The 25,509-nt window shown below is 58.3% G+C and carries 21 protein-coding genes and 1 pseudogene; 8 read left to right on the top strand and 14 right to left on the bottom strand.

All coding sequences use genetic code 11. The features are described 5' to 3' along the window. The first annotated feature begins 129 nt into the window (after positions 1-129). The 4 genes from QF045_RS11060 to QF045_RS11045 all read left to right on the top strand — a co-directional run bounded on the left by QF045_RS11060 (position 130) and on the right by QF045_RS11045 (position 6,299). A complete protein-coding gene (locus QF045_RS11060; protein ID WP_306492220.1) occupies positions 130-4,830 on the top strand; it encodes an RHS repeat-associated core domain-containing protein in 4,701 nt (1,566 codons plus the stop codon). Continuing rightward, complete coding sequence (locus tag QF045_RS11055; protein WP_306492219.1) at positions 4,827-5,237, top strand: hypothetical protein; 411 nt, start codon at positions 4,827-4,829, stop codon at positions 5,235-5,237. The genes QF045_RS11060 and QF045_RS11055 overlap by 4 nt, the downstream gene beginning before the upstream one ends. A gap of 193 nt (positions 5,238-5,430) precedes the next feature. Beyond that, the gene (locus QF045_RS11050; RefSeq protein ID WP_306492218.1) at positions 5,431-5,820 is read left to right on the top strand and encodes a hypothetical protein; all 390 of its coding nucleotides are present in this window, start codon (positions 5,431-5,433) and stop codon (positions 5,818-5,820) included. Positions 5,821-5,936: 116 nt separating this feature from the next. Next, positions 5,937-6,299 (top strand): Mpo1-like protein, encoded by a 363-nt coding sequence (locus tag QF045_RS11045; protein ID WP_306492217.1) that lies wholly within the window; start codon positions 5,937-5,939, stop codon positions 6,297-6,299. Positions 6,300-6,302: 3 nt separating this feature from the next. On the opposite strand, the gene QF045_RS11040 is transcribed toward QF045_RS11045, so the two are convergent. The 3 genes from QF045_RS11040 to QF045_RS11030 form a co-directional block, all read right to left on the bottom strand. Then, a complete protein-coding gene (locus QF045_RS11040) occupies positions 6,303-7,100 on the bottom strand; it encodes an acyl-CoA thioesterase II (RefSeq protein ID WP_306492216.1) in 798 nt (265 codons plus the stop codon). A gap of 89 nt (positions 7,101-7,189) precedes the next feature. Then, entirely contained in the window at positions 7,190-7,951 is a 762-nt protein-coding gene (locus tag QF045_RS11035) for a CHAD domain-containing protein (protein WP_306492215.1), read from the bottom strand. A 46-nt stretch (positions 7,952-7,997) separates the two neighbouring features. Next, positions 7,998-8,276, bottom strand: coding sequence for a hypothetical protein (locus QF045_RS11030; protein WP_124385743.1), 279 nt, complete (start codon positions 8,274-8,276; stop codon positions 7,998-8,000). Between the two features lie 217 nt (positions 8,277-8,493). On the opposite strand from QF045_RS11030, the gene QF045_RS11025 reads away from it, so the two are divergent. After that, positions 8,494-9,531, top strand: a complete 1,038-nt coding sequence (locus QF045_RS11025) for a patatin-like phospholipase family protein (protein ID WP_306492214.1) — start codon at positions 8,494-8,496, stop codon at positions 9,529-9,531. A 140-nt stretch (positions 9,532-9,671) separates the two neighbouring features. On the opposite strand, the gene QF045_RS11020 is transcribed toward QF045_RS11025, so the two are convergent. The 6 genes from QF045_RS11020 to kdpF all read right to left on the bottom strand — a co-directional run bounded on the left by QF045_RS11020 (position 9,672) and on the right by kdpF (position 17,784). After that, a complete protein-coding gene (locus QF045_RS11020) occupies positions 9,672-10,361 on the bottom strand; it encodes a response regulator (RefSeq protein WP_134659778.1) in 690 nt (229 codons plus the stop codon). A gap of 129 nt (positions 10,362-10,490) precedes the next feature. Continuing rightward, positions 10,491-13,142 carry a sensor histidine kinase KdpD gene (locus QF045_RS11015; RefSeq protein WP_306492213.1) on the bottom strand — a complete coding sequence of 884 codons (2,652 nt, stop codon included), beginning with the start codon at positions 13,140-13,142 and terminating at the stop codon, positions 10,491-10,493. 145 nt (positions 13,143-13,287) lie between these two features. Beyond that, entirely contained in the window at positions 13,288-13,833 is a 546-nt protein-coding gene (kdpC, locus tag QF045_RS11010; RefSeq protein ID WP_306492212.1) for a potassium-transporting ATPase subunit KdpC, read from the bottom strand. A gap of 86 nt (positions 13,834-13,919) precedes the next feature. After that, entirely contained in the window at positions 13,920-15,983 is a 2,064-nt protein-coding gene (gene kdpB / locus QF045_RS11005) for a potassium-transporting ATPase subunit KdpB (RefSeq protein WP_306492211.1), read from the bottom strand. A gap of 7 nt (positions 15,984-15,990) precedes the next feature. Continuing rightward, positions 15,991-17,685 (bottom strand): potassium-transporting ATPase subunit KdpA, encoded by a 1,695-nt coding sequence (kdpA, locus tag QF045_RS11000; protein ID WP_306492210.1) that lies wholly within the window; start codon positions 17,683-17,685, stop codon positions 15,991-15,993. A 9-nt stretch (positions 17,686-17,694) separates the two neighbouring features. Continuing rightward, positions 17,695-17,784: a K(+)-transporting ATPase subunit F gene (kdpF, locus tag QF045_RS10995; protein WP_003218754.1), complete on the bottom strand. Its 90-nt coding sequence runs from the start codon at positions 17,782-17,784 to the stop codon at positions 17,695-17,697. Positions 17,785-18,175: 391 nt separating this feature from the next. Here kdpF and eat point away from each other — a divergent pair, with 391 nt between their 5' ends. Both eat and QF045_RS10985 read left to right on the top strand, forming a co-directional pair. Then, a complete protein-coding gene (gene eat / locus QF045_RS10990; protein ID WP_306492209.1) occupies positions 18,176-19,540 on the top strand; it encodes an ethanolamine permease in 1,365 nt (454 codons plus the stop codon). A 110-nt stretch (positions 19,541-19,650) separates the two neighbouring features. Next, positions 19,651-19,818 (top strand): DUF2897 family protein, encoded by a 168-nt coding sequence (locus tag QF045_RS10985; RefSeq protein ID WP_003172675.1) that lies wholly within the window; start codon positions 19,651-19,653, stop codon positions 19,816-19,818. A 55-nt stretch (positions 19,819-19,873) separates the two neighbouring features. Here QF045_RS10985 and QF045_RS10980 read toward each other — a convergent pair whose 3' ends face one another. From QF045_RS10980 to QF045_RS10970, 3 genes are all read right to left on the bottom strand, one after another. Continuing rightward, complete coding sequence (locus QF045_RS10980; protein WP_306492208.1) at positions 19,874-20,722, bottom strand: DUF1989 domain-containing protein; 849 nt, start codon at positions 20,720-20,722, stop codon at positions 19,874-19,876. 14 nt (positions 20,723-20,736) lie between these two features. Further along, on the bottom strand, positions 20,737-21,381 hold the full coding sequence (locus QF045_RS10975) for a GntR family transcriptional regulator (protein WP_306492207.1): 645 nt from the start codon (positions 21,379-21,381) through the stop codon (positions 20,737-20,739). Between the two features lie 129 nt (positions 21,382-21,510). Further along, the gene (locus tag QF045_RS10970) at positions 21,511-21,843 is read right to left on the bottom strand and encodes a ComEA family DNA-binding protein (RefSeq protein ID WP_306492206.1); all 333 of its coding nucleotides are present in this window, start codon (positions 21,841-21,843) and stop codon (positions 21,511-21,513) included. A 360-nt stretch (positions 21,844-22,203) separates the two neighbouring features. Here QF045_RS10970 and QF045_RS10965 point away from each other — a divergent pair, with 360 nt between their 5' ends. After that, complete coding sequence (locus tag QF045_RS10965) at positions 22,204-22,692, top strand: acyltransferase (RefSeq protein ID WP_306492205.1); 489 nt, start codon at positions 22,204-22,206, stop codon at positions 22,690-22,692. Between the two features lie 122 nt (positions 22,693-22,814). Here the strand turns inward: QF045_RS10965 and QF045_RS10960 are convergent. Next, positions 22,815-24,813: pseudogene (locus QF045_RS10960) on the bottom strand (polysaccharide biosynthesis protein). A gap of 119 nt (positions 24,814-24,932) precedes the next feature. After that, the gene (locus tag QF045_RS10955; protein ID WP_306492204.1) at positions 24,933-25,493 is read right to left on the bottom strand and encodes a sugar transferase; all 561 of its coding nucleotides are present in this window, start codon (positions 25,491-25,493) and stop codon (positions 24,933-24,935) included. Positions 25,494-25,509: the final 16 nt, after the last annotated feature.

Here is a 25,509-nt window from a genome sequence, read left to right as displayed (position 1 = left end):
TCCTCATCCCCGCGATTAACGCCGACTTCTTTTACCTACGAACCGCTGCAAAGTCCCTCGCCTGATCAAACAGTGCGAGGGATTGCAGATGGTTTTTTTCGTTAGCGCCCAGGTTGTCCGGGGCGTCTTTTGATTCCGGTGATTGCCAGCTTTGTACTGGCGCCGATGGATCCCGAAGCGTTGGACGCTGAAGAGGTTCTTCGTGATTTCCGCAACTGCCTGAACACCTTCGATACGTGGGCCGACAGCTTTTTAAGTGGCTCGGCACTGGAAGTGGAGCAGGTGTTCAAGGTCGGTGACGACGTCGCACTGGTTGCGCCGATTTCTTCCGACAAGCCCAGTCGCACCGTCGCCCAGTGCAAGGCCCAGGGCGGGCTGACCCTGGTGCATCTGTTCGAGAGCACCCGGTTCGTGCCGATCGGCAATACGCCGGTCACGCTGCAAGCCATCGCCCAGGACGGCACGCCCATGGGCGCGCCGTTGCAGCGAACCATCGGGCCCAGCGGCATTCTTAAAGTGCCCGAGTGCACCCGCGACCAGCAGTACCAGATCACGTTCTACCCCAACGTTTCCAGAGATCACGTCAAGGCACTGTATGCGTCCTACCAGTCGGTGATTGCCGGGCTGGAAGCAGACCTGCGCCAGCAATGGAACGAGCAGTTCCAGCCTCAATGGGCCGACTTTGCAAAAGCCCCGCGCTTCGAGCGCAGCGCGAAACAGGGCGTGGCCTTTGCGACCGGCGTCGGCAAGGCCTTCTACAACCTGTGGGACAACCTTACCGAGCTGGTCGACCTGCTGGCGAACCTCAAGTCCAACAGCGAACAGTTGCTGAAGTACCTCTCTCAAGCCGAGCTTGATCAGTTACTCAAGCTGGGTAAAGACACGCTCGCCCAGGGGTTGCTGGTGCTCAGTGATGAGCCGCTGTTGTTCATTTATTTAGCGGCGATGGTGGCCTGGCTACGCCTGCTGCCGCCGCCCGAGATGTACGAACTGCTGGGTGAGATAACCGGCGAAGTCTTGATCAACCTGTTGCTGATTTGGGCGACGCGGGGGATTGGGCTCCAGCTTCGGCTGGGGGCTCAGGTACTCAGCCAGGTCAAATCCGGGCGGGCGCGGGCGTTGTTGGAGCTTTTGGCCAAGCAGGTTGCAGGGCCTCGGCTGGAAACACATGTGGAGGCCGCCAAGCCGGTGTTGCTGAACAGTGCAGCGGTGCCGGTCAAGGCGGTGCCGGTGGCGTCGTTGAAGGCGGGTGAGGAATTGGTTGCCAACCCGGTGCCGGCGGTTCGCAGCAAGACGCAGCGCACGGCGTTGGTTCGCCAGGAGGCGGTGGATGATGTGCCTGCTTCCGCGAAAAATCCGGCCGGGGATGCTGCTGCTTCTTCGGACAAGACCGTCACCCATGGCTGCCCGGTGTCGATGGTTACCGGCGAGGAATTGCTGACGCTCACCGATGGCGCACTGGATGGAATGTTGCCGTTCGAGTGGACGCGCTTGTATCGCACCAGCGCGGTGGAAATGGATTGCGGGTTGGGGTTTGGCTGGAGTCATGCGCTGGCCCAGCGGCTGGTGGTGTCGGGCGATTCGGTGGTGTGGACCGACCACGAGAACCGCTCGACCCCCCTGCCCTTGCCGACGGTGGCTCGGCCGGCGATTACCAATAGCCTGGCCGAAGCGGCGATTTACCTGGGGTCGTTGCCGGATGAATTGGTGCTGGCCCAGGGGTCGCGGTTCTACCACTTTTGCGACGGCGTGCTGACGGCGATCAGCGATGCGTATGACAACCGGTTGCGCATTTTCCGGGATCGGTTGGGGCGGATTGAACGGCTGGATAACGGCGTGGGCCGCTCTTTGCTGTTGCGCTACGAACTGGATCGCATTGTGGCGGTGGACTACCAGGTTCATCGCGCCAAGGGCCATGAACCCTTTGTTTGGGTGACCGAGCAGAACGTCGTTTCCTACGCCTATGACGACGCTGGACGACTGGTGTCGGCGACCAACGCTGTCGGTGAATGTGAGCGTTATCGGTACGACGAACAACACGTCATTCTCGAGCGACAACTGGCCGGTGGCGCGAGTTTTTTCTGGGAATGGGAACGCGCCGGCAAGGCCGCACGCTGTGTCCGGCACTGGGCCAACTTTTCGCAGATGGACACGCGCTATGCCTGGGGCGACGACGGCAGCGTCACCGTGCACAACGACGATGGCAGCCAAGAAGTCTACGTCCACGATCAAAGGGCAAGGCTGGTACAGCGCATCGATCCGGACGGCGCCCAGCATTTCAAATCCTACGACAACAAGGGCCGCCTGACCGTCGAGCAAGACCCGCTGGGCGCGGTGACGGCGTATCAGTACGACGCCGCCGGGCGCCTGGTGGCGCTGTTTCCGGGGGATGACGAGCCGACGTCCTACGAGCATGACAACGGCTTCGTACGGGTTATGCGCCGGGGTGAGGCGGTCTGGACATACGAGCGTAATGACCAGGGCGATGTCATTCGCCAGATTGATCCCGATGGCCATGCGACCGACTACAGCTACGACAAGCAGGGGCAACTCACCGGCGTTTGGTACCCCGACAACAGTTGCCATCGGTTGGTGTGGAATGAGCGCGGACAGCTCGTTGAAGAACAGTTGCCCAATGGCGCAACCAAGCGCTATCGCTATGACGACTTGGGCCGGCAGATTGCGCGTGAGGATGAGCATGGCGCGCTGACCCAGTATCAATGGGACGCTGTAGGACGCCTGCTGAAACTGACCCAGCCCGGCGGTACGTGCCGGGAATTCAGCTACAACCCCTACGGAAAAATCATCGCCGAACGCGACGAACTCGGCCACGTCACCCGCTACGAATACGCCGACGGCCTGCACTTGATCAGCCGTCGCATCAACGCCGATGGCAGCCAGGTCAAGTACCGCTACGACAACGCCCGCCTGCTGCTGACCGCCATCGAAAACGAAGTCGGCGAAACCTACCAACTCGACTACCACCCCAACGGCCTGATCCAACAGGAAACCGGCTTCGACGGCCAGCGCACCGCCTACATCTACGACCTCAACGGCAACCTGCAGGAAAAGACCGAACACGGCGACGACGGCAGTCAGCTAGTCACCCAATACCAGCGCGACCACGCCGGTCGTCTCGTACGAAAAACCCTGCCCGATGGCAGCACTGTCGACTATGCCTACGACCGCCAAGGCAACCTCCTCAGCGTCGACGACAGCCATTGGTTTCTGGCCTACGAGTACGACCGCCAAAACCGTCTCACCGCCGAACATCAGGGTTGGGGCACCTTGCGCTACGGCTACGACGCCTGCGGCCAGCTTCAACATTTACGCCTACCGGACAACAACCGCCTCACCTTCAACCACGACAAAGGCGGCCACCTCGCCACCGTCGAACTGAACGGTTCGTTACTGACTTCCCACCTGTTCAAAGCCGGCCGCGAACAACAACGTCAACAAGGCCAACTGCTCAGCCACTACCACTACGACGACCAAAACCGCCTGCACGCCCACGCCGTCACCCAACAACAAAATCACCTTTACCAACGCCACTACGACTACGACAAAACCGGCAACCTCACCCGCCTGCACGACACGCGCAAAGGCGAACATCTTTACCACTACGACCCGCTCCAGCGCCTGACCCGCGCCAACCATTCGCAAGACGTACAGGAGCGTTTCGGCCACAACCCGGCGGGCAATTTACTCATGCAAAACCGGCCGGGGCCGGACATCGTTGCGGGTAACCGGCTCGTGATCCAAGGCGATCACCACTACGACTATGACGCCTTCGGCAACCTGATCCATGAGCGGCGAGGCAAAGGCCATTCACTCGTCACCGAATACCGCTACGACTGCCAGCACCGGTTGATCGGCGTCACGAAACCCAACGGCCAAACCGCCAGTTATCGCTATGACCCGTTTGGACGGCGTATCAGCAAAACCGTCGACGGCATCACCACGGAGTTCTTCTGGCAAGGCGACAAACTGATCGCCGAACACCATGCCGATCATCATCGTAGTTACCTTTACGAGCCAGGCAGCTTCCGCCCGCTGGCAATGCTGGAAGGCTTCGGCCCACGAGAAACCAAGCCCTACCACTACCAACTCGACCATCTCGGCACACCGCAGGAACTCACCACGCCTGAAGGCGACATCGTCTGGTCCGCCCACTACCGCGCCTACGGAGAAATCAGCCGGCTCGACGTAGGCAAAATCGACAACCCGCTACGTTTCCAAGGCCAATACTTCGACCAGGAAAGCGGTCTGCACTACAACCGCCATCGTTACTACAATCCAGATATTGGTCGATACCTGACGCCTGATCCGGTGAAGCTGGCGGGTGGGATCAACGCGTACCAGTACGTGCCTAACCCTATAGGCTGGATTGATCCGCTAGGCTTGAACACTTGCCCAGGTGACGACGGGTGTAAACCACGAGCCTATGCTGACGATCCAACCTACAGATCAAGCGTGAACGAGGGCCAGCCTTCCGCCCCTCTTATCCACGGAGTAGACGCTGCCACTTTAAATAGAACGCACAGCATCGAAGGAAAGCGATCAACCAAACGAGTGGAGGAAATTGCGAGCAGCATGCGAAACAATGGATACGATAAAAACAACCCAATAGAGGTCGTTGAGCATAACGAGCAGCACTATATTATTGACGGGCACCATAGAGCGTCCGCTGCGAGACAAACACATACACCGGTCACCATAAAACTAATCCAGAATATAGGCAGCCACGAAAGCTCGTTTAGCAGTGTCAAAGATGTAATAGACTCTTCAAATACGGTAGGTCTCGATAGACTGGAAAGGCCAAGACGATGAGCGATCACACCTTAGAAGATTTGATCAACGAGTACTTAAAACAAGTAAAAACAGCCACGGACCTACTTGAACAGGCGTTTGGCACGAAAAACATCTTAGGCTTATGGCGATCCAAAAAAATCCCGCAATGTGGGACGGTTGTTGACGATATCACTTACGAACTGCACGGGATTGGATGTAGGGTTTACCTACCTAAAATATGTGTCGATTTTGATTATGGCCCTGACGGGAGGATAGACGGCTTCGATGTCTGGAGATTGTATATATACGCATGTGAAACTTCGAACAAATACGAAAAGTATACAAACAGGAACTACCTAGAAATTCATTTCAATAACTACCTAACAAAAGGCAAAGCCAAAAAAATACAAAACTCCACTTCCAATTTATACTTCACGCAACCCTAAATTAAAGAGATCCTAGATAGAGAAGCAGAAAAATTAGCATTGATAATCCAGACTTTCCATAATCAAAAACATGTCCGAAATCGCCTAATATTGTTTATCAACCTCTAGGCAAAAGAGCGGGCGGTAGCGCAAAAAGAGGCCATATACTTCTAAAGCTGGTCCTCGTTACCCGATCTAAGATTGGTACCTTGTGATGAATTACCTCGAAAAGGAAATAGACGAAGCCTGCATAACATTGGCTATAAACGCCAAAAAACTTGGGCCGGAGGAGCTAACAACCGTGGTAACTGCTCTCACGAAACATTTTTTCAAGTTTCAAAGCAACGTTCTTGACGCCGTCGAAATAAACGAGAAAAGCACCGAGCACAACCCTGACTTCTGGAAAGAAATACAGCATCGCATTGACGAAAAAAATCTGTTTCTCCTAGTATTTGACTCAACATATAAAGGTTGGGAAATCGACTGCGCGCGCGATATCACATCTATTTTAGGTGAGACCTCGGGATATCCATTCTGGGTAACGGATAGAAAACTTACGTTCCTAGTACACATGGATGATCACGACTGTGTCATTTGGGCTTAACGGGCGTGCACCGGAATTACTCTCTATGGCTTCCATAGCCAACCCCAATTCGCCGACCCGCCACCCCCAACCTACACTCTGTCCAAGTTGTTTCAACGGACAGAGGATTCACCACCATGGGCAAACGTCACCCCAATCTCCCCGCCTGGCAATGGCGTAATTACCCACAAAATCATCAACACCCCGCCAACCTGGCCTTGCACCTGATCGCCGTGCCGCTGTTCATCATCGGCTTCCTGTTGATCGTTTCCGGTGTGTTCAGCCTGAGTCTGGTGAGTTTGGCTGTCGGCGTGATCGGCATTCTGGCAGGCCTGGCGCTGCAGCGTCACGGCCATAGCCTGGAAGCCCAGACGAGTGAGCCGTTCAGTGACCGCAAAGATGCGATGCAACGCCTGGTGGTCGAGCAGTTCGTCACGTTTCCGCGCTTTGTACTCAGCGGTGGCTGGTGGCGTGCCTGGCGCCAGCGCCACCGATATTGAGGATCAGGCGAAGACCACCACAGTCTGGCGGCTGAGGGCGATCAATTCACCGGTCGGGCTCCAGAGCGCGGCAGCGGCATGGCCATAACCGTCGCGGGCGTGTTCGATGTGGACGTGGTATTGGCACCAGTCGAGGGTGGTCAGGTGCTGCAGTGGCTGGATGAATTCGATGGTCCAGGTCAGGGTGCTGCCCGGCGCCGGTTTCTTGAGGTAGGGGAGCAGAGCCGGCGGCCAGGCATCGACCAGCGCAAGAATATGTGCCTCGGTCAGCGGCTCTTCTTTCACATCCCCACGCAAACGCACCCAACCGCCCATCTCGCGGGATTGAGTGCCGGTAAACGGCAGGCCGCCGACGCTCCAGCGCATTGCCAGGTGGCGCATAAATTCGGGCGTGACGCCTTTGATATAAGGCAGCTCCTGGCATTGATCCCAATGTTTGAACACAGGTGGCGGCTCGCTCGCGACGTCGATTTCCGACTCGCGGGACGCACCGAAACTGGCCTGGACCAACGTCGCCACTTCACCGTTCTGCACCACCCGACCCAGCAATTGGCTGACGGCCTTGCCTTCGCGCAACACTTCAACTTGATAGCTGGCGGGTACATCGGGCGCTACCGGGCCAACGAAGGTGATCGCCAAGGAACGCAGCGGTCGGTCCGCCGGCACTTGTGCACGCAAGGCTTCGTATTGCAATGCAGCGACCAGACCACCAAAGGTGGCGCGGCCTTGGGCCCAATCGGCGGGAATGGTGACATCCAGCGGTTGGCTGCGGGCAGCGTCGAGCAAATCACTAAAGCGCATGGCGACCTCACATCAAGAAAATCGATGAGGGATCTTAACCACCACCCCCGTCAGGTACAGCGCCTATTCCGGCCAAAAGCCGGACCGGTTCAGAAGAAATTGGCGCTGAACTTGTCCAGCACCCGATCCGCCCGCGCCTCGGCCTTGACCATGGTTGCACGCCAGGTCGCCATACAGGGTTGCAGGTCAGCCTGGTGCTCGGCCTGGATCAGCCACTGCCAGCAGTCATGCCAATCTCCCAGGGCGCCCTGGGCTTTTTTCAAGCCTGACAGGGCGTTGGCCGGCAGTTTGTCCAGCTCGGGATAGGCTTCAGCGGCATAGCGCACGCGTTTGATCAGCAGGCGCAAACGGTGGCGATCATGCTCCTGATCCTTCAGCGCGTGATCGAGTGTCTTGCATTGCTTGGCCAGGCGCTTCTGAATGCGCGAACGCAACCCCTTGAGCAACTTCTGATGCTGGGAGGCGCGAAGGAACCGTGGAAACGCATCGAGGATCAGCAGCAGGTGCGCCAGCTCAGGGCTCTGCGCCACCTGGCGATAAGCGTCCGGTTGCAGGCGCAGACGCCGATCAGCCGCGGCATCGTGACCCTGCCGATGCAAGTACGCCGCCAGCACCTCACGGTCACGCAGCGGCGTAGTCAATTGGCCGACGGCGCTGGCGGCCGCTTCCAGCTGTTCCACACCCGGAAGCCCACGCAAAGGACGCAACAGGCTGCGCAGTCGGCGCACCGTGGTGCGCAGATCGTGCAAGGCTTCATCGTCGGTGACGGCAGCAAGACGAGCCTGGCAGCTCAGTAACCCTACTTCCAGGCCAATGACCTGAGCGACTAACTGATTGACCAGCGCTGACATCCTGCCCTCCCCTTGTGATGTAAAACCTCAGTCGCGGGCTGATGCATCAACGCCCGGCGCGTGACTCACGGATATAGAAGCGCGCCTTCTCGGCCTTGTTGGCGCACCCTTCGAACGCTTCGAATTGCTGCTGGGTCTTGGCCCCGGTCAACAGCGACAACGCCTTGGAGTAGCTGACGGTGCCGGCGAAACCCTCGGCCTTGGCCAGGTCCAGTTCTTTCCAGGCGGCATCCAACTGCGACCCGCAGCTATCGCGGTACGCGGTTTTCCCGGCACAGCCAGCCAGGGCCAACAGGATCACAGGCACACACATCCAGGCTTTCATTGATGACACCTCAAAATATACAAAATCTGTCGTAGCCTGTAGACGTTACCTACAGGGAAAAGTGCCTTGTCCCTGGCCTGAAAACCGCAGTACCTATTGCCAGAGCATACCCGAGCCCAGGCGCGATTCTGGAAAAATATTGCCAGGGCTCACCGAGGATTGAAGCAGCCCCCTGGATGGGTGCATTGTGGGCATCTGTTTTGCGAAGGGTCTGGTTATGAAGAAACGTGTTGCCTTAGTGCTGGGCTCCGGCGGAGCAAGGGGCTACGCCCATATCGGGGTGATCGAGGAAATCGAACGACGCGGCTATGACATCGCTTGCATTGCCGGCTGCTCGATGGGCGCCGTGGTCGGCGGGATCTACGCGGCCGGCAAGCTGGACGAGTACCGAAACTGGATCGAAAGCCTCGATTACCTCGACGTCTTGCGCCTGGTGGATGTGAGCTTTCGGCTGGGCGCGATTCGCGGCGAAAAGGTATTCGGGCAGATCCGCAAGATCGTCGGCGAAATCAATATCGAAGCGCTGCGCATCCCCTACACCGCTGTGGCCACCGACCTCACCAACCAACAGGAAATCTGGTTCCAGGAAGGTTGCCTGCACCAGGCCATGCGCGCTTCGGCAGCGATCCCCAGCCTGTTCACGCCGGTGATGCAGGGCAACCGCATGCTGGTGGACGGCGGCTTGCTCAACCCGCTGCCCATCGTGCCGGTGGTGTCGAGCCATTGTGACTTGATCATTGCCGTCAACCTCAACGCCACCAACCAGAAGCACTACCATTTGCCGGTAATCCAGCGCCCGCCAGCCTTCAAAAGCCGCTTCAACAGCCTGGCCAAATCATTGGGTTCACACTTGCCGTTTCGTCGCAAACAGGCAGAGCAGTTGATGAAGCTCGAACAGGAAGCCTTGCAGGCCCAGGCCGCCGAGATCAACCCGTGGCTGGAGTCCGCCGAGCCGGAATCCCAGCAACCCGCCGCCGCGCCGGAAAAACCCGGTGCGCCTAAGTCGGCCACCGGCTCGTTCATCATCGACAACGTGGGGCCGGCCTCATTGCTGGACCTGATCAACCAGAGTTTCGAGGTAATGCAAACGTCACTGGCGCAGTACAAAATCGCCGGCTACCCACCAGACGTGTTGATCAACGTGCCAAAGCGGGTGTGCCGGTTTTTCGAGTTCTACAAGGCGCCTGAATTGATCGCGTTGGGGCGGGAAATTGCCAGCGATACGTTGGATCGGTATGAGAGTGAGCAGTCTTGAGAGTGTAGGCATTGCTGATGGCCCCATCGCAGGCAAGCCCACTCCCACCATTGGACCGGGTTCAACATGAGCACGGGGTCGAATGTGGGAGTGGGCTTGCCCGCGATGGCGTTAGTTGAGAGAGCGAAACTCTATTCGCCCTAAGCATTCAGCAACCGATACCCCACTCCCGCCTCCGTCACGATAAACCGCGGCTGGGTCGGATCATCCGCCAGCTTCTGGCGCAAATGCCCCACTACAATGCGCAGGTAGTGGCTGTCTTCGGTATGAGTCGGGCCCCAGATGTCCTTGAGCAATTGCTGCTGGGTAATCACCCGCCCAGGATGCCGCGCCAGTTGCGCCAGCACTGCGTATTCCTTGCGGGTCAACGCCACTTCGGCGCCGTCCAGCAGGACGCGGCGGTAGGCCAGGTCAACCGTCAGCGGGCCGAAATTCAACGCCGCTTCCTGGGCCTCGCCCGCCGGTGCCTGACGCAACAGCGCGCGTACACGGGCGAGAAACTCCTGGATGCCAAAGGGCTTGGTTACGTAGTCGTTGGCGCCGCCATCAAGGGCTTCGACCTTCTGGCCTTCGCTGGCCCGTACCGACAGCACCAGTACCGGCACCGTCGACCATTCGCGAAACTCGCGCAGCACTTGCTGGCCGTCCATATCGGGCAGGCCCAGGTCGAGCACGAGTAAATCCGGCTTGCTCAATGCCGCCTGGGCGAGGCCTTCGTTGCCGGTGCCGGCTTCGATCACCTTATAGCCCTGGGAGGCCAGGCTGATGCGCAGGAATTTGCGGATCTGCGGTTCGTCATCAATGACTAGAATCGTCGCGGTCTGGCTCATGGTGTCCAATCAAAATCCGTAAAAAACAAACCATTGTAGGAGCGAGCTTGCTCGCGAAAAAACTACAGCCACCGCGTGCATTCAGGATGCCATCATTATCGTTAACGACCTTCGCGAGCAAGCTCGCTCCTAAAGGTTTTGCTCCACGGCAGGCTGTGTCGGCAATGGCAGAAACAAAGTGATGCACGTGCCCCGCCCGTCAATGCCATCCGCCACGCTGATATGCCCGCCATGCGCGCCGACCATACCCTGGCAGATTGCCAAGCCGAGGCCGGTGCCTTGCCCGCCCCGATCACCTCGGGCAGCGGTGTAGAACATGTCGAAGATCTTTGCCCGCTCATCCTCGGGAATCCCCGGCCCCTCATCGGCCACGGCGAAAAACAACTGGTTGTCCACCATACCGGCGCTCAATTGCAAACGGCCCTGGGGCGGCGAAAAGCGCGCAGCGTTTTCCATGACATTGACCAAAGCCTGCTCGATCAATGCCGCATGCACGTAGAGCAGCGGCAGCTCCGGCGGTACATCGGTACTCACCTGCAACGGTGCCAGCACCGCGCGCAATCGGCCAAGGGCGCTGCCGACGATATCGCCGGGCGAGACCCAGTCGCGGGCCAGCTTCAGCGCACCGTGGCCCAGGCGAGTCATGTCCAGCAGGTTCTGGATATAGCGATCGAGGCGCTCGGCCTCGTCGCGGGTGCCTTCGAGCAATTCGCGACGATCCTCCAAAGGGATTGCCTCGCCCAGCGCCAGCAGGCTGTCGATACTCCCGCGCATGGAGGTCAGCGGCGTGCGCAAATCGTGGGATACGGAGGCGAGCAAGGCGCTGCGCAATTGTTCGGTTTCGCCGTGCAAACGCGCGGACTCCAACTCCTGCCCCAGCTGTGCCCGCGCCAGCGCCTGGGCCAGCGGCTGGCTCAAGGCCGTGAGCAGACGGCGGCGTTGGCCGCTCAAGTCCATGCCGGCCTTCGCGCTGACGCCCAGCAAGCCGAGCGGGCCCTCTTCACCCGACAACGGCCACCACCACCAACGCCCAAATGGCAAGGTGCCGGTGCCTTTGCCTGCCGGTTGATCGTGCTGCCAAGCCCAGTCGGCAGCGGCACGTTCGGCCTCGGTAAGGTTCAGCGGGCCGCCGGTCTCGATCATCCAACCGCCCTGGCTGTCGCGATTGATCAGGCACACATCCAAGTCATTCCAGCCTTGCAGGTGATGCGCCGCCGCACTGACAACGGCCTGGCGATCTGTGGCGGCGGTGAGCTTGCGTGACAGGTCGAGCAGTTCGCTGGTTTCTTCCTGAGTATCGCGCAGCGCCTGCAGTTGCCGACGTTGGCGGGCGGCCAGGTTGCCGGTGAGCGCCGCCATCAACAGGAAAAACAACAGGGTGAGGACATCCTCCTCACGCTGGATGGCAAAGGAAAAATTCGGCGGGATAAACAGAAAGTCGTAGGTCATGAACGACAAGGCCGCACACACCAGTGAAGGCCCCAGGCTGCTGCGCACCGCCACCAGCAGGACCGCTGCGAGAAACACCAGCGAGATATTCGGCAACGGCAATACGCTGGACACGCCCCAGGCCACGCCGGCCGCAACAACGGTGGCCAGCACGGCCAAGGCGTAGTCGAACCAGCGCAGCCCACGCGCATCCGGCAGGCGCGGCGGTGCGGGAATATCGTCGCTGTCGAGCACGTTGATTTCCAGGCCCCGCGCGTTGCGCAACAAGCGTGCGGCGAGGCCACCGCCGAACAGCCGTCGACGCCAGCGCATACGCGACTGCCCGACCAGCACCAGGCTCGCGCGGCGTTCGGCGGCATGCTGGATCAGCGTCTTGGCCACTTCTCCAGCGCGCAGCAACACCACTTCCCCACCCAGCCGCTCGGCCAGTTGCTGGGCGTTTTGCAGGCGCAGGCGCGATTGCTCATCGCGTGCACGGCCGTTATCGACATGCACCAGGCTCCAGGGCAGATGCCGACGCTGGGCGACTCGACTGGCGTGGCGCACCAGACGTTCGGCTTGAGCGTCGCCATCTATACCCACCAGCAAACGACCACGTACCGCCGGCGCAGCCTGGCCGAGTTGGCGATACCCTTGGGCCAGGTCGTCATCGACATGGGCTGCAGCCGTTTGCATGGCCAGCTCGCGCAGGGCCATCAAGTTGGTCTGGGTGAAAAACGCATCGATGGCCGCACGCGCCTGTTCGGGCACATACACCTTGCCGTCGCGCAAACGCTCGAGCAATTCGCGGGACGGCAAGTCGATCAGCAGCAGCTCGTCAGCCTCTTGCAGCACCCAGTCCGGCAGGGTTTCACGCACCTGCACGCCGGTGATGCCACGTACCTGGTCATTCAGGCTTTCCAGGTGCTGGACGTTGACGGTGGTGAACACGTTGATGCCGGCAGCGAGCAATTCCTGAATGTCCTGCCAGCGCTTTTCATGCCGGCTGCCGGGTGCATTGCTATGGGCCAGTTCGTCGACCAGCACCAGCTTGGGCTTGGCGGCGAGCAAGCCGTCGAGGTCCATTTCTTCGAGCATCACGCCACGGTATTCGCTGCGCAGCAACGGTTGTTGCGGCAGGCCGCTGAGCAGCGCTTCGGTTTCCGCACGGCCGTGGGTTTCGACCACCCCGGCAATCAGCGGCACACCCTGGCGCAGCTGGGTGTGGGCCGCCTGGAGCATGGCGTAGGTCTTGCCCACGCCGGGGGCGGCGCCGAGGAAAACTTTGAGCCGGCCACGGCCGTTGCGGGGCAGATCGGCTAGCAGGGCATCGGCGCGGCCGGAGTCGCTCATGCGGATAGTGTCCTTCAGGTATCAAAGTAGTCAGGCTCAATGCAAATCACATGTGGGAGGGGGCTTGCTCCCGATAACGGTGGCTCAGCTGAAATAGTGTTTGCTGATACTCCGCTATCGGGAGCAAGCCCCCTCCCACAGGGTTTTAGAGTTTTTCCAGGGCCATGTTCAGTGCCAGTACGTTGACGACCGGTGGCCCCACCAACGGGCTTTCGATGTGCTCATCCAGCAACCGCTGCAAGGTCGACACCGGCACATTCCGCGCCGCTGCCACTCGCGCCAGTTGATAGGCAATTGCCGGTGGTGGCAAGTGCGGATCGAGTCCGCTGCCGGAGGTTGTCAGCGAGGCCAACGGCACCGGCCCCTGGCCAGGCACCTGTTGTTTATTTGCGTCATCGAAGATACGCGTGGCCAGCGCGGGGTTGCTCGGCCCCAGGTTGCTGGCACTGCTGGAGACGGTCGCGAATGCCCCGGCCGAGGGGCGTGGATGGAACCAGCCATCACCGCTGAAATCCTGGGCGATCAGGCTGGAGCCGCGCACCTTGCCGCTGGCATCGCGCACGAGGCTGCCGTTGGCCTGCTCCGGGAAAGCAACCTGAGCGACGCCGGTCACCACCAGCGGATAGGCCACGCCGGTGATCAGGGTCATGAGCACCAGCAGGCTCAGGGCCGGGCGGATTATGTTGGTCATTTCAAACTCCTCACATTGACTCGATTGGATCGTTCCCACGCAGAGCTGGGAACGACCAAAGCACGTTCACCACAAAGGACTGCTGGTCAAACCAGGTGCAGCGCTGTCAGCAGCATGTCGATTGCCTTGATGCCCACAAACGGCACCAGCAGCCCGCCCAGGCCGTAGATCAGCAGGTTGCGTCGCAGCAACGCCGCCGCACTCGCCGCCTGCACCCGCACGCCGCGCAGGGCCAGGGGAATCAGCACCACGATGATCAGCGCGTTGAACACGATGGCCGACAGGATCGCGCTCTGCGGGCTCTGCAAATGCATGACGTTGAGCACGCCCAATTGCGGGTAGATCGCGGCGAACAGCGCCGGCAGGATCGCGAAGTATTTGGCCACGTCGTTGGCGATGGAAAAGGTGGTCAGCGCGCCGCGGGTTACCAGCAATTCCTTGCCGATCTGGACCACGTCCAGCAGCTTGGTCGGATCGCTGTCGAGGTCGACCATGTTGGCGGCTTCACGTGCAGCCTGGGTGCCATCGTTCATCGCCATGCCGACGTCAGCCTGGGCCAGCGCCGGCGCATCGTTGGCGCCGTCGCCGCACATCGCAACCAGGCGGCCGTCGTTCTGTTCATGGCGGATACGCGCAAGCTTCTTCTCTGGCGTGGCTTCGGCCAACACGTCATCCACACCCGCTTCAGCGGCAATCGCGGCGGCGGTCAACGGGTTGTCGCCGGTGACCATCACGGTACGAATGCCCAACTTGCGCAGCTCGGCAAAACGCTCGCGGATACCGGGCTTGACCACGTCTTTGAGATGGATCGCACCGAGCAACTTGCCATCGGCGCACACCAGCAATGGGGTGCCGCCACTTTGGGCGATCTTGTCGATTTCCCGCGACAACGCTGGCTGCAGGTCGGCGCGTTGCTGGCCGATAAACGCCAGCAGCGAATCCACCGCGCCCTTGCGGAAAACGCGGCCCTGATAATCGACACCCGACAACCGGGTTTCGGCACTGAAGGGGACTGCGGTCAGTTCGTCCAGCGTCGGCTCTGCCTGGGGGTGCAAGGCGCGCAGGTATTCGACGATGGACTTGCCTTCCGCCGTGTCATCGGCCAGGGAGGCGAACAGCGCACCTTCCGCCACTTCCCGGCCACTGACGCCCGGCGCCGCCACTACTGCCGTGCAACGACGGTTACCGAAGGTGATGGTGCCGGTCTTGTCCAACAACAGCACATGCACGTCCCCCGCCGCTTCCACCGCGCGACCGGACTTGGCAATCACGTTGAGACGCACCAGACGGTCCATGCCGGCGATGCCGATGGCCGACAGCAAGCCGCCGATGGTTGTAGGAATCAGCGTCACCAGCAGTGCGACCAGGAACACCAGAGGCAGGCTGCCATTGGCGAAGTGGGCGAACGGCTGCAGGGTGACCACCACCAACAGGAAGATCAGGGTGAGGCCGATCAGCAGGATATCCAGCGCGACTTCGTTGGGGGTTTTCTGGCGTTTGGCGCCTTCCACCAGGGCGATCATGCGGTCCAGCGTGGACTCACCGGGGTTGGCGGTGATGCGGATCAGCAGCCAGTCCGACACCAGCCGGGTGTTGCCGGTAACGGCCGAACGGTCACCGCCGGATTCGCGGATCACCGGAGCGGATTCGCCAGTGATCGCGGCTTCGTTGACGGCGGCGATGCCTTCGACCACCTCGCCGTCGCCAGGAATCATTTCACCGGCAGCGACGCGCACCACATCACCTTTGCGCAGGCTTGTGGCCGGGACCACCTTGAAGCTGCCGTCGGCCTCCTTGCGGCGTGCGCTCAGTCCTTCACTGCCGGCCTTGAGGCTGTCGGCGCGGGCCTTGCCACGGCCTTCGGCCAAGGCTTCAGCGAAGTTGGCGAACAGCACGGTGAACCACAGCCACACAGCGATTTGCACGGCCACGAAGGTCGGCACGGCGGTGTCCGGTACAAAGCACAGCACGGTGGTGAAGATGGCGGTCAGCTCGACCACCAACATGACCGGAGAGCGCTGCAGCTGGCGTGGGTCCAGCTTGACGAACGCCTGGATCAGCGCCGGGCGCCACAGGGCAGATATCGCGGTTTTGGCGGGTTCCTGGGGTTTGACCGGGGCCGCATTTTTTACAGGCATATTCATGTTCATATCCCCTTTAGAAGCCCATGCTCAGGTGTTCAGCAATAGGACCCAGCGCCAGCGTCGGCAGGAAAGTCAGGCCGCCGACCAACAAAATAGTCACGGTCAACAGGGTCACGAATAACGGGCCGTGGGTCGGGAAACTGTTCTGGCCAATCGGCGCGGTCTTCTTCATCGCCAGGCTACCGGCCAGGGCCAGTACGGGAAGGATGTAGCCGAAACGGCCGATCAACATGCCCAGACCGAGCATCAGGTTGTGGAACGCGGTATTGCCGCTGAAACCGCCGAATGCCGAACCGTTGTTGGCACTGGCCGAGGTGTAGGCGTAGAGCAACTGGCTGAAGCCGTGGGGGCCAGGGTTGCTGATGGCACCGGCCGGGCCTGGCAGGCTGGCGGCGATGGCGCCCAACACGAGCACACCCACCGGCATCACCAGCAGGGTCACCACGAGCAATTGCACTTCCTTGGCCTGGAGCTTCTTGCCCAGGTATTCCGGGGTGCGCCCAATCATCAACCCGGCGAGGAACACCGCGATCAACACGTTGAGCAGCATGCCGTACATACCGGCGCCGACGCCGCCGAAGATCACTTCGCCGACCATCATGTTGACCAGCGCCACCATCCCGCTCAGGGGATTGAGGCTGTCCTGCATGCCATTGACCGAACCGTTGGACGCTGCGGTAGTCGTCACCGACCAGAGCACCGTGCCGGTGGTGCCGAAACGTGCTTCCTTGCCTTCCAGTGGCGCAGTTTGTTCAACGGCCGGGTTGTTCAGGGTTGGGTTGGGCTGGTACTCGGCCCATAGCGAGGTCGCGCCGCCAATCAGGAACAAGGCCAGCATGCAGGCGAGGATCGCCCGGCTCTGGCGCAAGTCTTTGACGTAGTGGCCGAAGGTAAACACCAGGGCCACCGGGATCAGGATGATCGACGCCAGCTCGAACAGGTTGGCCCATGCGGTCGGGTCTTCAAATGGATGCGCCGAGTTCACCCCAAAGAAGCCGCCGCCATTGGTGCCCAGTTGCTTGATCGCAATCTGGCTGGCCGCCGGGCCCAGTGGGATGACTTGATCCACGCCTTGCATGGTCACGGCATCAACGTAATGGGCAAAAGTCTGCGGCACGCCCTGCCATACCAGGAACAGCGCCAGCACCAGGCATAACGGCAGCAAGCCGTAGAGGGTGGCGCGGGTCATGTCGACCCAGAAGTTACCCAACGTCTTGGTGGATTTGCGACCGATCCCACGGCAAAGCGCGACCAGGACTGCCAGGCCAGTGGCGGCACTGACGAAGTTCTGCACGGTAAGGCCGACCATTTGACTGAGGTAGCTCAGGGACGCTTCACCGCTGTAGTTCTGCCAATTGGTGTTGGTCATGAAACTGACCGCGGTGTTGAAGGCCAGTGTCCACTCCTGGCCCGGCAATTTCTGCGGGTTGAGTGGCAGATAGTTCTGAAACAACAGGATTGCGAACAACAGCAGGAAGCCCGCGAGGTTGAACGCGAGCAAGGCCAGCATGTATTTCTGCCAGCTTTGCTCCTGCTGATCGTCCACGCCCGACAGGCGATAACAGGCTTTCTCGACAGGCCCCAACACCGGCGTCAGCCAAGTGCGCTGGCCTTCCATCACCTTGTAGTAGAACCGCCCCAGAAACGGTGCCGGCACCAGTACCACGGCGAAGAAGGCGATGATCAGCCAATAGTCATAACTGTGCATAGCCTGCTCCTAGTTCCGATCCGCGCGTAACAGCGCAACCAGCAGATAAATGAACAGCGCCACGGCCAATAGCAGTGACACCCCGTCCAGAACGCTCATGGAAGTTTCTCCGTTTAACGGCAAGTGCCGCGTGTGGGGCAATTGTCCGCAGGAGGCGTGTAAAGGAACGAGAGCGAGGCGGGGCGTGGCGCGTAAAGATGGCGTAAAGAGTGGCTTTATGCGGGGTTTACACCTGGGATTTCGGTGCCTTTGCAGGTGCTATCGGGAGCAATCCCCACTTGCCCGAGCGCCGATCACCTGTGGGAGGGGGCTCGCCCCCGATGGCGCCAGCCAAGCCACCCTCGCACTCAACTGGTGCACCGCTGCCAACATTCAAACGCCAAACCATCCCCCAAACGACAGTCGTGCAGCTTTACGACAATGATTCTCAGGCTGGCATGTCCACTGCAACACCCTGAATCATTCCAAACCGTTCAGGGAGCTCTTCATAATGAACACACAACTCAAACCCACTTTGGGCACCCTGCATCTATGGGGCATCGCGGTCGGCCTGGTGATTTCCGGTGAGTACTTCGGCTGGAGCTATGGCTGGGGCGTGGCCGGCACGCTGGGCTTTCTGGTGACCTCATTGATGGTCGCCGCGATGTACACCTGCTTCATTTTCAGTTTCACCGAGCTGACCACCGCGATTCCCCATGCGGGTGGACCGTTCGCCTACAGCCGCCGCGCCTTTGGTGAAAAAGGCGGCCTGATAGCCGGCCTGGCGACCCTGATCGAATTCGTCTTCGCCCCACCCGCCATTGCCCTGGCCATCGGCGCCTACCTCAACGTGCAATTTCCAGCACTGGACCCGAAACACGCCGCCGTCGGCGCCTACATCGTGTTCATGGGCCTGAACATCCTCGGCGTGAAACTCGCCGCCACTTTCGAACTGGTGGTCTGCGTACTCGCCGTCGCCGAGTTGCTGGTGTTCATGGGCGTCGTTGCCCCAGCATTCAGCTTCAGCAACTTCGCCCTGAACGGCTGGGCCGGCTCCGACACCTTCGGTGCCCCGGCGATTGCCGGCATGTTCGCGGCGATCCCCTTCGCCATCTGGTTCTTCCTTGCCATCGAAGGCGCGGCCATGGCAGCCGAAGAAGCGAAAGATCCCAAGCGTACGATTCCAAAAGCCTACATCAGCGGCATCCTGACCCTGGTGATCCTGGCCATGGGCGTGATGTTCTTCGCCGGCGGCGTAGGCGACTGGCGCACCCTGTCGAACATCAACGACCCACTGCCCCAAGCCATGAAAACCGTAGTAGGCACACACTCCGGCTGGCTACACATGCTGGTATGGATCGGCCTGTTCGGCCTGGTGGCGAGCTTTCATGGCATCATCCTCGGCTACTCGCGCCAATTCTTCGCCCTGGCCCGCGCCGGTTACCTGCCCTCCTTCCTGGCCAAACTGTCGCGATTTCAGACACCCCACCGCGCGATCATCGCTGGCGGCGTGGTCGGTATCGCCGCGATCTACAGCGATGGCTTGATCAATCTGGGCGGCATGACCCTGACCGCCGCGATGATCACCATGGCCGTGTTCGGCGCCATCGTCATGTACATCATGAGCATGCTCAGCCTGTTCAAGCTGCGCAAAACCGAACCGCTGCTGGAACGCACCTTCCGCGCGCCGGGTTATCCCATCGTGCCGGGTATCGCGCTGGTACTGGCAGTGGTGTGCCTGGTAGCGATGGCCTGGTTCAATGCCTTGATCGGGCTGATCTTCCTGGGCTTTATGGTGGTGGGCTTCGTCTACTTCCAACTGACTGCACAAGACCGCGCCGACGCCCCGGCGGACGCAATGTTGACGGGACTATAAGGCCTGCGAGGCAGAACGGGCGTACACTGAACTACTCAGAACGCCCGTCACTCAAAGCAGTCATTCCCGTGGGAAATTTCCCCACGGGCATCTGCCTCAAGGAGAGCCTTATGCCGTGGTATGCATGGTTGATTATGGTAGTCGCGATCGGGTCGATCGTCGGTGGACTGATGATGCTGCGTGACAGCGCCAACAAAGTGGAACTCACCGACGAACAACGCAAACGCGTGGCCGAGCGCAATGCGCAAGCGGACGCCAAGGATGCGCAAGACCGCTAAATCGCTTACAACCCTGTGGCGAGGGAGCTTGCTCCCGCTGGGCTGCGAAGCAGCCCTACTCCCATTGCGCCTTGGCAATATGTAACCCATGTTGCCCCTTATAGGCCGCTCGCTCCGGCTGGCTCCAGCCACTCAGCAATTCATCCTCCAGCCTGTAGATCTCAACCCCCAACGGACGGCACACCGTCAGTGGATCCTGCGCATCCGGCCCCCACATCGGCAGTGACAAATCCCCACCTGGGCACGTCGACAATGCACATAACAGATCAATCTCGGCAAAGAACTCCAGGTAATCACCCTTCTGCGCCGGACAGGCTTTCATGAAATACATGTCGTCGTGATTGAGGCCGGTGCACTGGAAAATATTCAGCACGTCATGCACATCGAATTCCGTCAGGCCGTGAGGCAACACCGCGCGAGTCAGGTTCGAGTGGCAGTGATGATGGAAGTCCTCGCCAGTAAGCATGCGGTTTACATAGGGGTCACAACGCGTGCCTAGCAAATCGTGCAGGCGCCCACCGTGTTCATCGATGCCGTAGCTTGCCAGGCTGTCGTCGGTAATCGTGACCAGCGGTCGTAGAAACGGCAGGTTCGACCACAAACGGTCATGCGTGCTGACGTGGGCGCCTTGAAGCTGCCGAGTACGCGCCGCCCACAAGCGCTCGCGAGGGTCATTGCCGTTCCACACGTTGAAATCACCTACCTGCGGCCCCACCGGCGTCGTCACACGAAACACATGCCCGGCCGGTACGTTCCACGCCCTGCCCGTGCGGATTGGCACCTCGAACTGTTCGATCAGGGTGCGCTGGTTCTTGCTGTCACGGATGCGTTCATAGAACGCGGTGTTTACCTGCAACGCCGAACCTTTGCTGACCTGGTAAGCGGCTGGATAGTCTTTGTACATGAGGCAATCCTCCATCAAGGGTGATCAAACAAGGCGAGGGAAAGGTGTTCCGAATCGTCCAGGTAGAGGCTCATCGCCTCGCTGGCGGCTGGTTTGTTGTCGCTGGCTAACAGTGTGTAAATCTCACGATCGCGTTCCAGCCAGGGCGATTGGAAGCGTTGTTCGTCAGGCGCGGCGCAAAACACCAAACGCAATTGGGCGATCACCTGAGCGAAAAAATCATCGAACAATGGGCTGCGCATCAGCCCGACAATCTGTTGGTGAAACACCAGGCTGTGAGTGGCCACGGCGCGCCAGTCTTCACGCTCCCGCGCCAAGGCGGTGGCGTCGATTGCGTTTTGCATGCCCTCGGATTGATCGTTGGTCAGAGAGCCGCTTTGGGCAATGGCTTGCAGCTCTAAAGTGCGGCGGACCACAAACAGATCACGCACTTCCTCACGTTCCAGGCGGCGCACCATCACGCCCTTGTTACGCACATACCGAGTTAACCCCTCCTGCCCTAACCGATGCAGGGCCTCGCGAATGGTATTGCGCGATGCGTTGTAGGCCCTGACCAAGTCGACCTCAACCAACGGCATACCCGGCAACAACCGCCCACCGATGATATCGGCACGCAACTCCAAGGCGATCTGATCGGCCAGGGACACATTGAGCTTCATTCACACCTCAAGATTGTTGAACAATCACTGCTGTTGAGGTAACCACTTTTCATGCCAGGTGGGTCAGGGGCATAAAGATCAACGCGATGAAAAAGGCCGCTCAACGATCGGCCTTCTGCGCTACATCCCTTAGTTGATCACCAGCCTCTCACGATTCTTTTCCAGCAAAGCCTTGCCAATCCCCTTTACCTCCAGCAATTCATCCACCGCTGTGAAGGGGCCATTGCTCTCGCGGAAGGCAACGATCGCCTTGGCCTTGGAAGCACCAATACCGAACAGATCGCGTCGCAGGGTTTCGGCATCAGCGGCGTTGAGATTGACCTTGGCGGATTGCTCGGTTTTGGTCATCTGCGCGGAGATGGGGGTTGGTGCCTCAGGTTTGGCGGATGGGGCTGCGGTGGTCGCGACAGAGAGGGTGGTGAGGAAGGCGAAGATGAGGGAGGAAATGTAGGTGTTTTGCATTGGTGACGCTCCATGACATCGGTGAGGGAAAAGCAGCTTTTCCGAAGCTGCTTTTCTAACTTAGGCGATGATTGGAGGGTGTCAAAAATGGGTGAGTAACAGCGTATGTTTGACTGCTCTCTAAAACCACGAAATCGTTTCCGACAGAGCCTCAGCAAAGCTCTTGGCAGAAAAAGACAGCGTCAAGGAAGATCTATGGTCGAGGAAAACACACAGAAAACCTCATGAAAGAAGCGCCAGGCGAATCTCGTCGCTGCTGAGCATCTATGGCCCCTAAGTAAAAAGACGCGAAAATAATGGAAAATTGGTGTCCTTTCCAAGAAACTATCACGCTTTGAGCCAAAAAGAGGTAGAAAACAAATGAGCGATTCCAAAGACTACTTTGTGCACTCTCATGCACTGTGCGAATCATCAGACATTGGCAAAGGCTCTAGAATTTGGGCATTCACACATATTTTGCCTAACGCAAAAATTGGAGCTGACTGCAATGTCTGCGACCATGTGTTCATTGAAAATGATGTGACTATTGGGGACCGTGTCACGATCAAATGTGGTGTGCAAATCTGGGATGGCATCACTATTTCAGATGACGTGTTTATTGGACCAAACGTTACGTTCACTAATGACATTTATCCCAGAAGCAAAATTTATCCTGAAAGTTTCGCTCGTACTGTTGTGGGCAGAGGTGCATCCTTAGGCGCCAACTGCACCATATTGCCTGGCTTAGAGATCGGTGAAAACGCAATGGTAGGCGCAGGCGCCGTAGTTACTCGATCAGTACCTGCAAACGCGACCGTAGTAGGTAATCCAGCAAAAATAGTAAGCGCTCAGACAAAGAGAACCGTGTAAAAGCTTAATTAACTGCGCAAAAAAATAAGCCGGTCAACGACCGGCTTGCTACAAGCTGCGCGAAACTATGAAACTAGGGAAAGTTTCGAGCCCGTGGGGCGAGCGCTACAATAACTCTTGATTCATGGCTCAAGTCGACGCTGCTGATAAATCCAATCGACAATTTCTCCATCTGGGGTATAGCCGCTGACTGTGTCACGCAATAGCTGGCGTACCCGATTATAGTCATCCTGATCAACAGCCGCGAGCAACTCAGACAACTTGATCTTGAGAGCCTCCCAAGGTAAGTGATCCTCATTGGCACTCATAATCATCGGGTGTTGAGTCGCAACGACGTTATCGCCAATTAGCAACTCTTCATACAGTTTTTCTCCCGGTCTTAAACCTGAAAACTCTATGGCAATATCACCATGGGGGTTTTTGTCTGACCGAACGCTCAAGCCAGACAGGTGAACCATCTTTTCAGCTAACTCGACGATCCTGACGGGTTCCCCCATATCCAGCACGAATACATCGCCACCAAGTCCCATTGAACCTGCCTGAATGACCAATTGAGCAGCTTCAGGTATCGTCATGAAATAACGAGTAATTTTCGGATGCGTAACAGTCAGGGGCCCACCCGATTTAATCTGCTTGTGAAACAGAGGGATTACGGAGCCGGACGAACCTAGTACATTTCCAAATCTCACCATCGTGAATCGGGTTTTATTGACGTGGGGGACATTGGACTCATCACCAAACAGCCGCGGAGCCGGCTCATGGCTCAAAGCTTGGAGCGTCAGTTCAGCGAGGCGCTTGGTACTGCCCATAACATTTGTTGGGCGCACAGCCTTATCTGTAGAGATCAGCACGAAATTAGACGCGCCCGACTGAAGTGCAGCCTGTGCTGTATTTAGTGTGCCTATAACATTATTCAATACACCTTCCGCGATATTGTGCTCAACGATCGGTACATGTTTATAGGCCGCAGCATGGTAAACCGTATCGACACGCCAGGTTTTCATTACGTCTAGCAGCTTGGCCTTATCACGCACCGAACCCAATATTGGCAGTAACTTGACCGGCAACGAATGTCGAGCAATACGCTGCTCCAGCTCAGAAAGAATACTATAAAGATTAAACTCACTGTGCTCGAACAACAGAAGGGTTGTGGGTCTCAGCTCCAATATCTGTCGGCAGAGCTCAGAGCCAATTGACCCACCGGCTCCGGTTACAAGCACACTCTGGCCCCTTGATGCAGTGCTCGAGTAGCTCATCTTGCGCAGGCACGGAATCACGACCGAGTAGATCAGCAATGTCGACTTCCTGGATATCATCAACTTTCACACGCCCACTGGCGAGATCCATGAAACCTGGCACGCTGCGTACATGAAGAGGAAAGCCTTCCAGAAAGCCAAGAATTTCACGACGCCGACCACGGCTCGATGATGGGATAGCCAGAAGGATCTCCTGAGCACCAGTAGCATCGATCATCCTTTGGATGTGCTTGGGTTTATAAACCTGAAGCCCAGAAATAACACGGTCCGAAATAGTTAGATCGTCATCAATGAAAGCAACGGGCCGCATCACGCGCCCCATTCGTAGCGCAGCAACCAGCTGGTTTCCCGCGGCACCGGCGCCATAAATAGCAACACGCGCAAGGCCATCATCCCGATTGGTGAATGGCACATGCTGGGCAGCAGCAAACCAATCGCCCAAAAAGTACTGGCGCATAGTCAAGCGCAAACCACCGACCATGATCAAGCTCAACCACCAGTAATTGAAGATAATTGACCGAGGCACGACGTTTTGATGGTTGCTATACCAATAGACCACTACGCCCAAGATCAGTGATGAAAGACTGACAGCCTTGATAATCGCTACCAGCGCATCGTTGCCAAAATAGCGCATGACCGCGCGGTACATACCGAAACGAATGAAAAGCGGTATAGCGACCACCGGCGCAGCTAAAAACAACCAAAGATGCATTTTTACCGGGTTGATCATCTCATCAATGCCGAGGCGAACAACAAACGCCATCCAAAGCGCCAAAAAAACCAAGACAACATCTGCAAATACCTGCATCAGCCGTTTTTGGTGACGAGGCAGTTTCAATAGCCAAGTGCGCAATCGGTTAATCATGATTCACCTACGGTCCTTGCGTTAGATCAAAATTCTTGTCGACCGCGCAATAAACGCAGAACAAAAAACACTGTACCCTGCCTGCCTGAACAAGCTACTCATTGACTCGTTTCAGCGCGTCAATGGGAAACGCCATCTCTCTTGAGTACCTTCAAAGCTGTCAAAAACAAGATCTTCAGATCAAAAAACAAATTCATATTTTGCGCGTAATACGCATCATAGCTAACCTTAACTGGTATCGGCAACTCGTCCCGCCCGTTAACCTGCGCCCAACCAGTGAGGCCTGGTCGTATAAGATGAGCGCCTTTCTCAGTGCGCAATGCAATAAGGTCTGCCTGGTTAAAAAGCGCCGGTCTTGGCCCGACAAAACTCATATCGCCAACAATGATGCTCCACAACTGAGGTAACTCATCCAAGCTGGACTTTCTTAGGAAATTTCCAATTGGCGTAAGGTACTGAGCGGGGTCAAGCAGCAAATGTGTAGCCACAGCAGGCGTTCCCGTGCGCATTGAGCGAAACTTTGGCATTTTGAATACCGTATTATTCACTCCTACACGGTCAGACCAATAAAGAGCCGGGCCTCTTGACGTCAATTTTACCGCTAGGGTAACAAGTACGATCGGGATCAATAGTATGAGCAGCGAAAGCAGGCTCAGCGAAAGATCAAAAACACGCTTCATTTTCTAGCACCAACCT

It is taken from the genome of Pseudomonas sp. W4I3 (genome assembly GCF_030816195.1).
Classification (GTDB): domain Bacteria; phylum Pseudomonadota; class Gammaproteobacteria; order Pseudomonadales; family Pseudomonadaceae; genus Aquipseudomonas.
This window is presented reverse-complemented; position numbering and strand designations above follow the sequence as displayed.

Coding starts and splice junctions, on each gene's coding strand:
- QF045_RS11055 (WP_306492219.1), top strand. CDS start 4,827: ATGAGCGATCACACCTTAGAAGATTTGATCAACGAGTACTTAAAACAA.
- QF045_RS11050 (WP_306492218.1), top strand. CDS start 5,431: ATGAATTACCTCGAAAAGGAAATAGACGAAGCCTGCATAACATTGGCT.
- QF045_RS11045 (WP_306492217.1), top strand. CDS start 5,937: ATGGGCAAACGTCACCCCAATCTCCCCGCCTGGCAATGGCGTAATTAC.
- QF045_RS11040 (WP_306492216.1), bottom strand. CDS start 7,100: ATGCGCTTTAGTGATTTGCTCGACGCTGCCCGCAGCCAACCGCTGGAT.
- QF045_RS11035 (WP_306492215.1), bottom strand. CDS start 7,951: ATGTCAGCGCTGGTCAATCAGTTAGTCGCTCAGGTCATTGGCCTGGAA.
- QF045_RS11030 (WP_124385743.1), bottom strand. CDS start 8,276: ATGAAAGCCTGGATGTGTGTGCCTGTGATCCTGTTGGCCCTGGCTGGC.
- QF045_RS11025 (WP_306492214.1), top strand. CDS start 8,494: ATGAAGAAACGTGTTGCCTTAGTGCTGGGCTCCGGCGGAGCAAGGGGC.
- QF045_RS11020 (WP_134659778.1), bottom strand. CDS start 10,361: ATGAGCCAGACCGCGACGATTCTAGTCATTGATGACGAACCGCAGATC.
- QF045_RS11015 (WP_306492213.1), bottom strand. CDS start 13,142: ATGAGCGACTCCGGCCGCGCCGATGCCCTGCTAGCCGATCTGCCCCGC.
- kdpC (WP_306492212.1), bottom strand. CDS start 13,833: ATGACCAACATAATCCGCCCGGCCCTGAGCCTGCTGGTGCTCATGACC.
- kdpB (WP_306492211.1), bottom strand. CDS start 15,983: ATGAACATGAATATGCCTGTAAAAAATGCGGCCCCGGTCAAACCCCAG.
- kdpA (WP_306492210.1), bottom strand. CDS start 17,685: ATGCACAGTTATGACTATTGGCTGATCATCGCCTTCTTCGCCGTGGTA.
- kdpF (WP_003218754.1), bottom strand. CDS start 17,784: ATGAGCGTTCTGGACGGGGTGTCACTGCTATTGGCCGTGGCGCTGTTC.
- eat (WP_306492209.1), top strand. CDS start 18,176: ATGAACACACAACTCAAACCCACTTTGGGCACCCTGCATCTATGGGGC.
- QF045_RS10985 (WP_003172675.1), top strand. CDS start 19,651: ATGCCGTGGTATGCATGGTTGATTATGGTAGTCGCGATCGGGTCGATC.
- QF045_RS10980 (WP_306492208.1), bottom strand. CDS start 20,722: ATGTACAAAGACTATCCAGCCGCTTACCAGGTCAGCAAAGGTTCGGCG.
- QF045_RS10975 (WP_306492207.1), bottom strand. CDS start 21,381: ATGAAGCTCAATGTGTCCCTGGCCGATCAGATCGCCTTGGAGTTGCGT.
- QF045_RS10970 (WP_306492206.1), bottom strand. CDS start 21,843: ATGCAAAACACCTACATTTCCTCCCTCATCTTCGCCTTCCTCACCACC.
- QF045_RS10965 (WP_306492205.1), top strand. CDS start 22,204: ATGAGCGATTCCAAAGACTACTTTGTGCACTCTCATGCACTGTGCGAA.
- QF045_RS10955 (WP_306492204.1), bottom strand. CDS start 25,493: ATGAAGCGTGTTTTTGATCTTTCGCTGAGCCTGCTTTCGCTGCTCATA.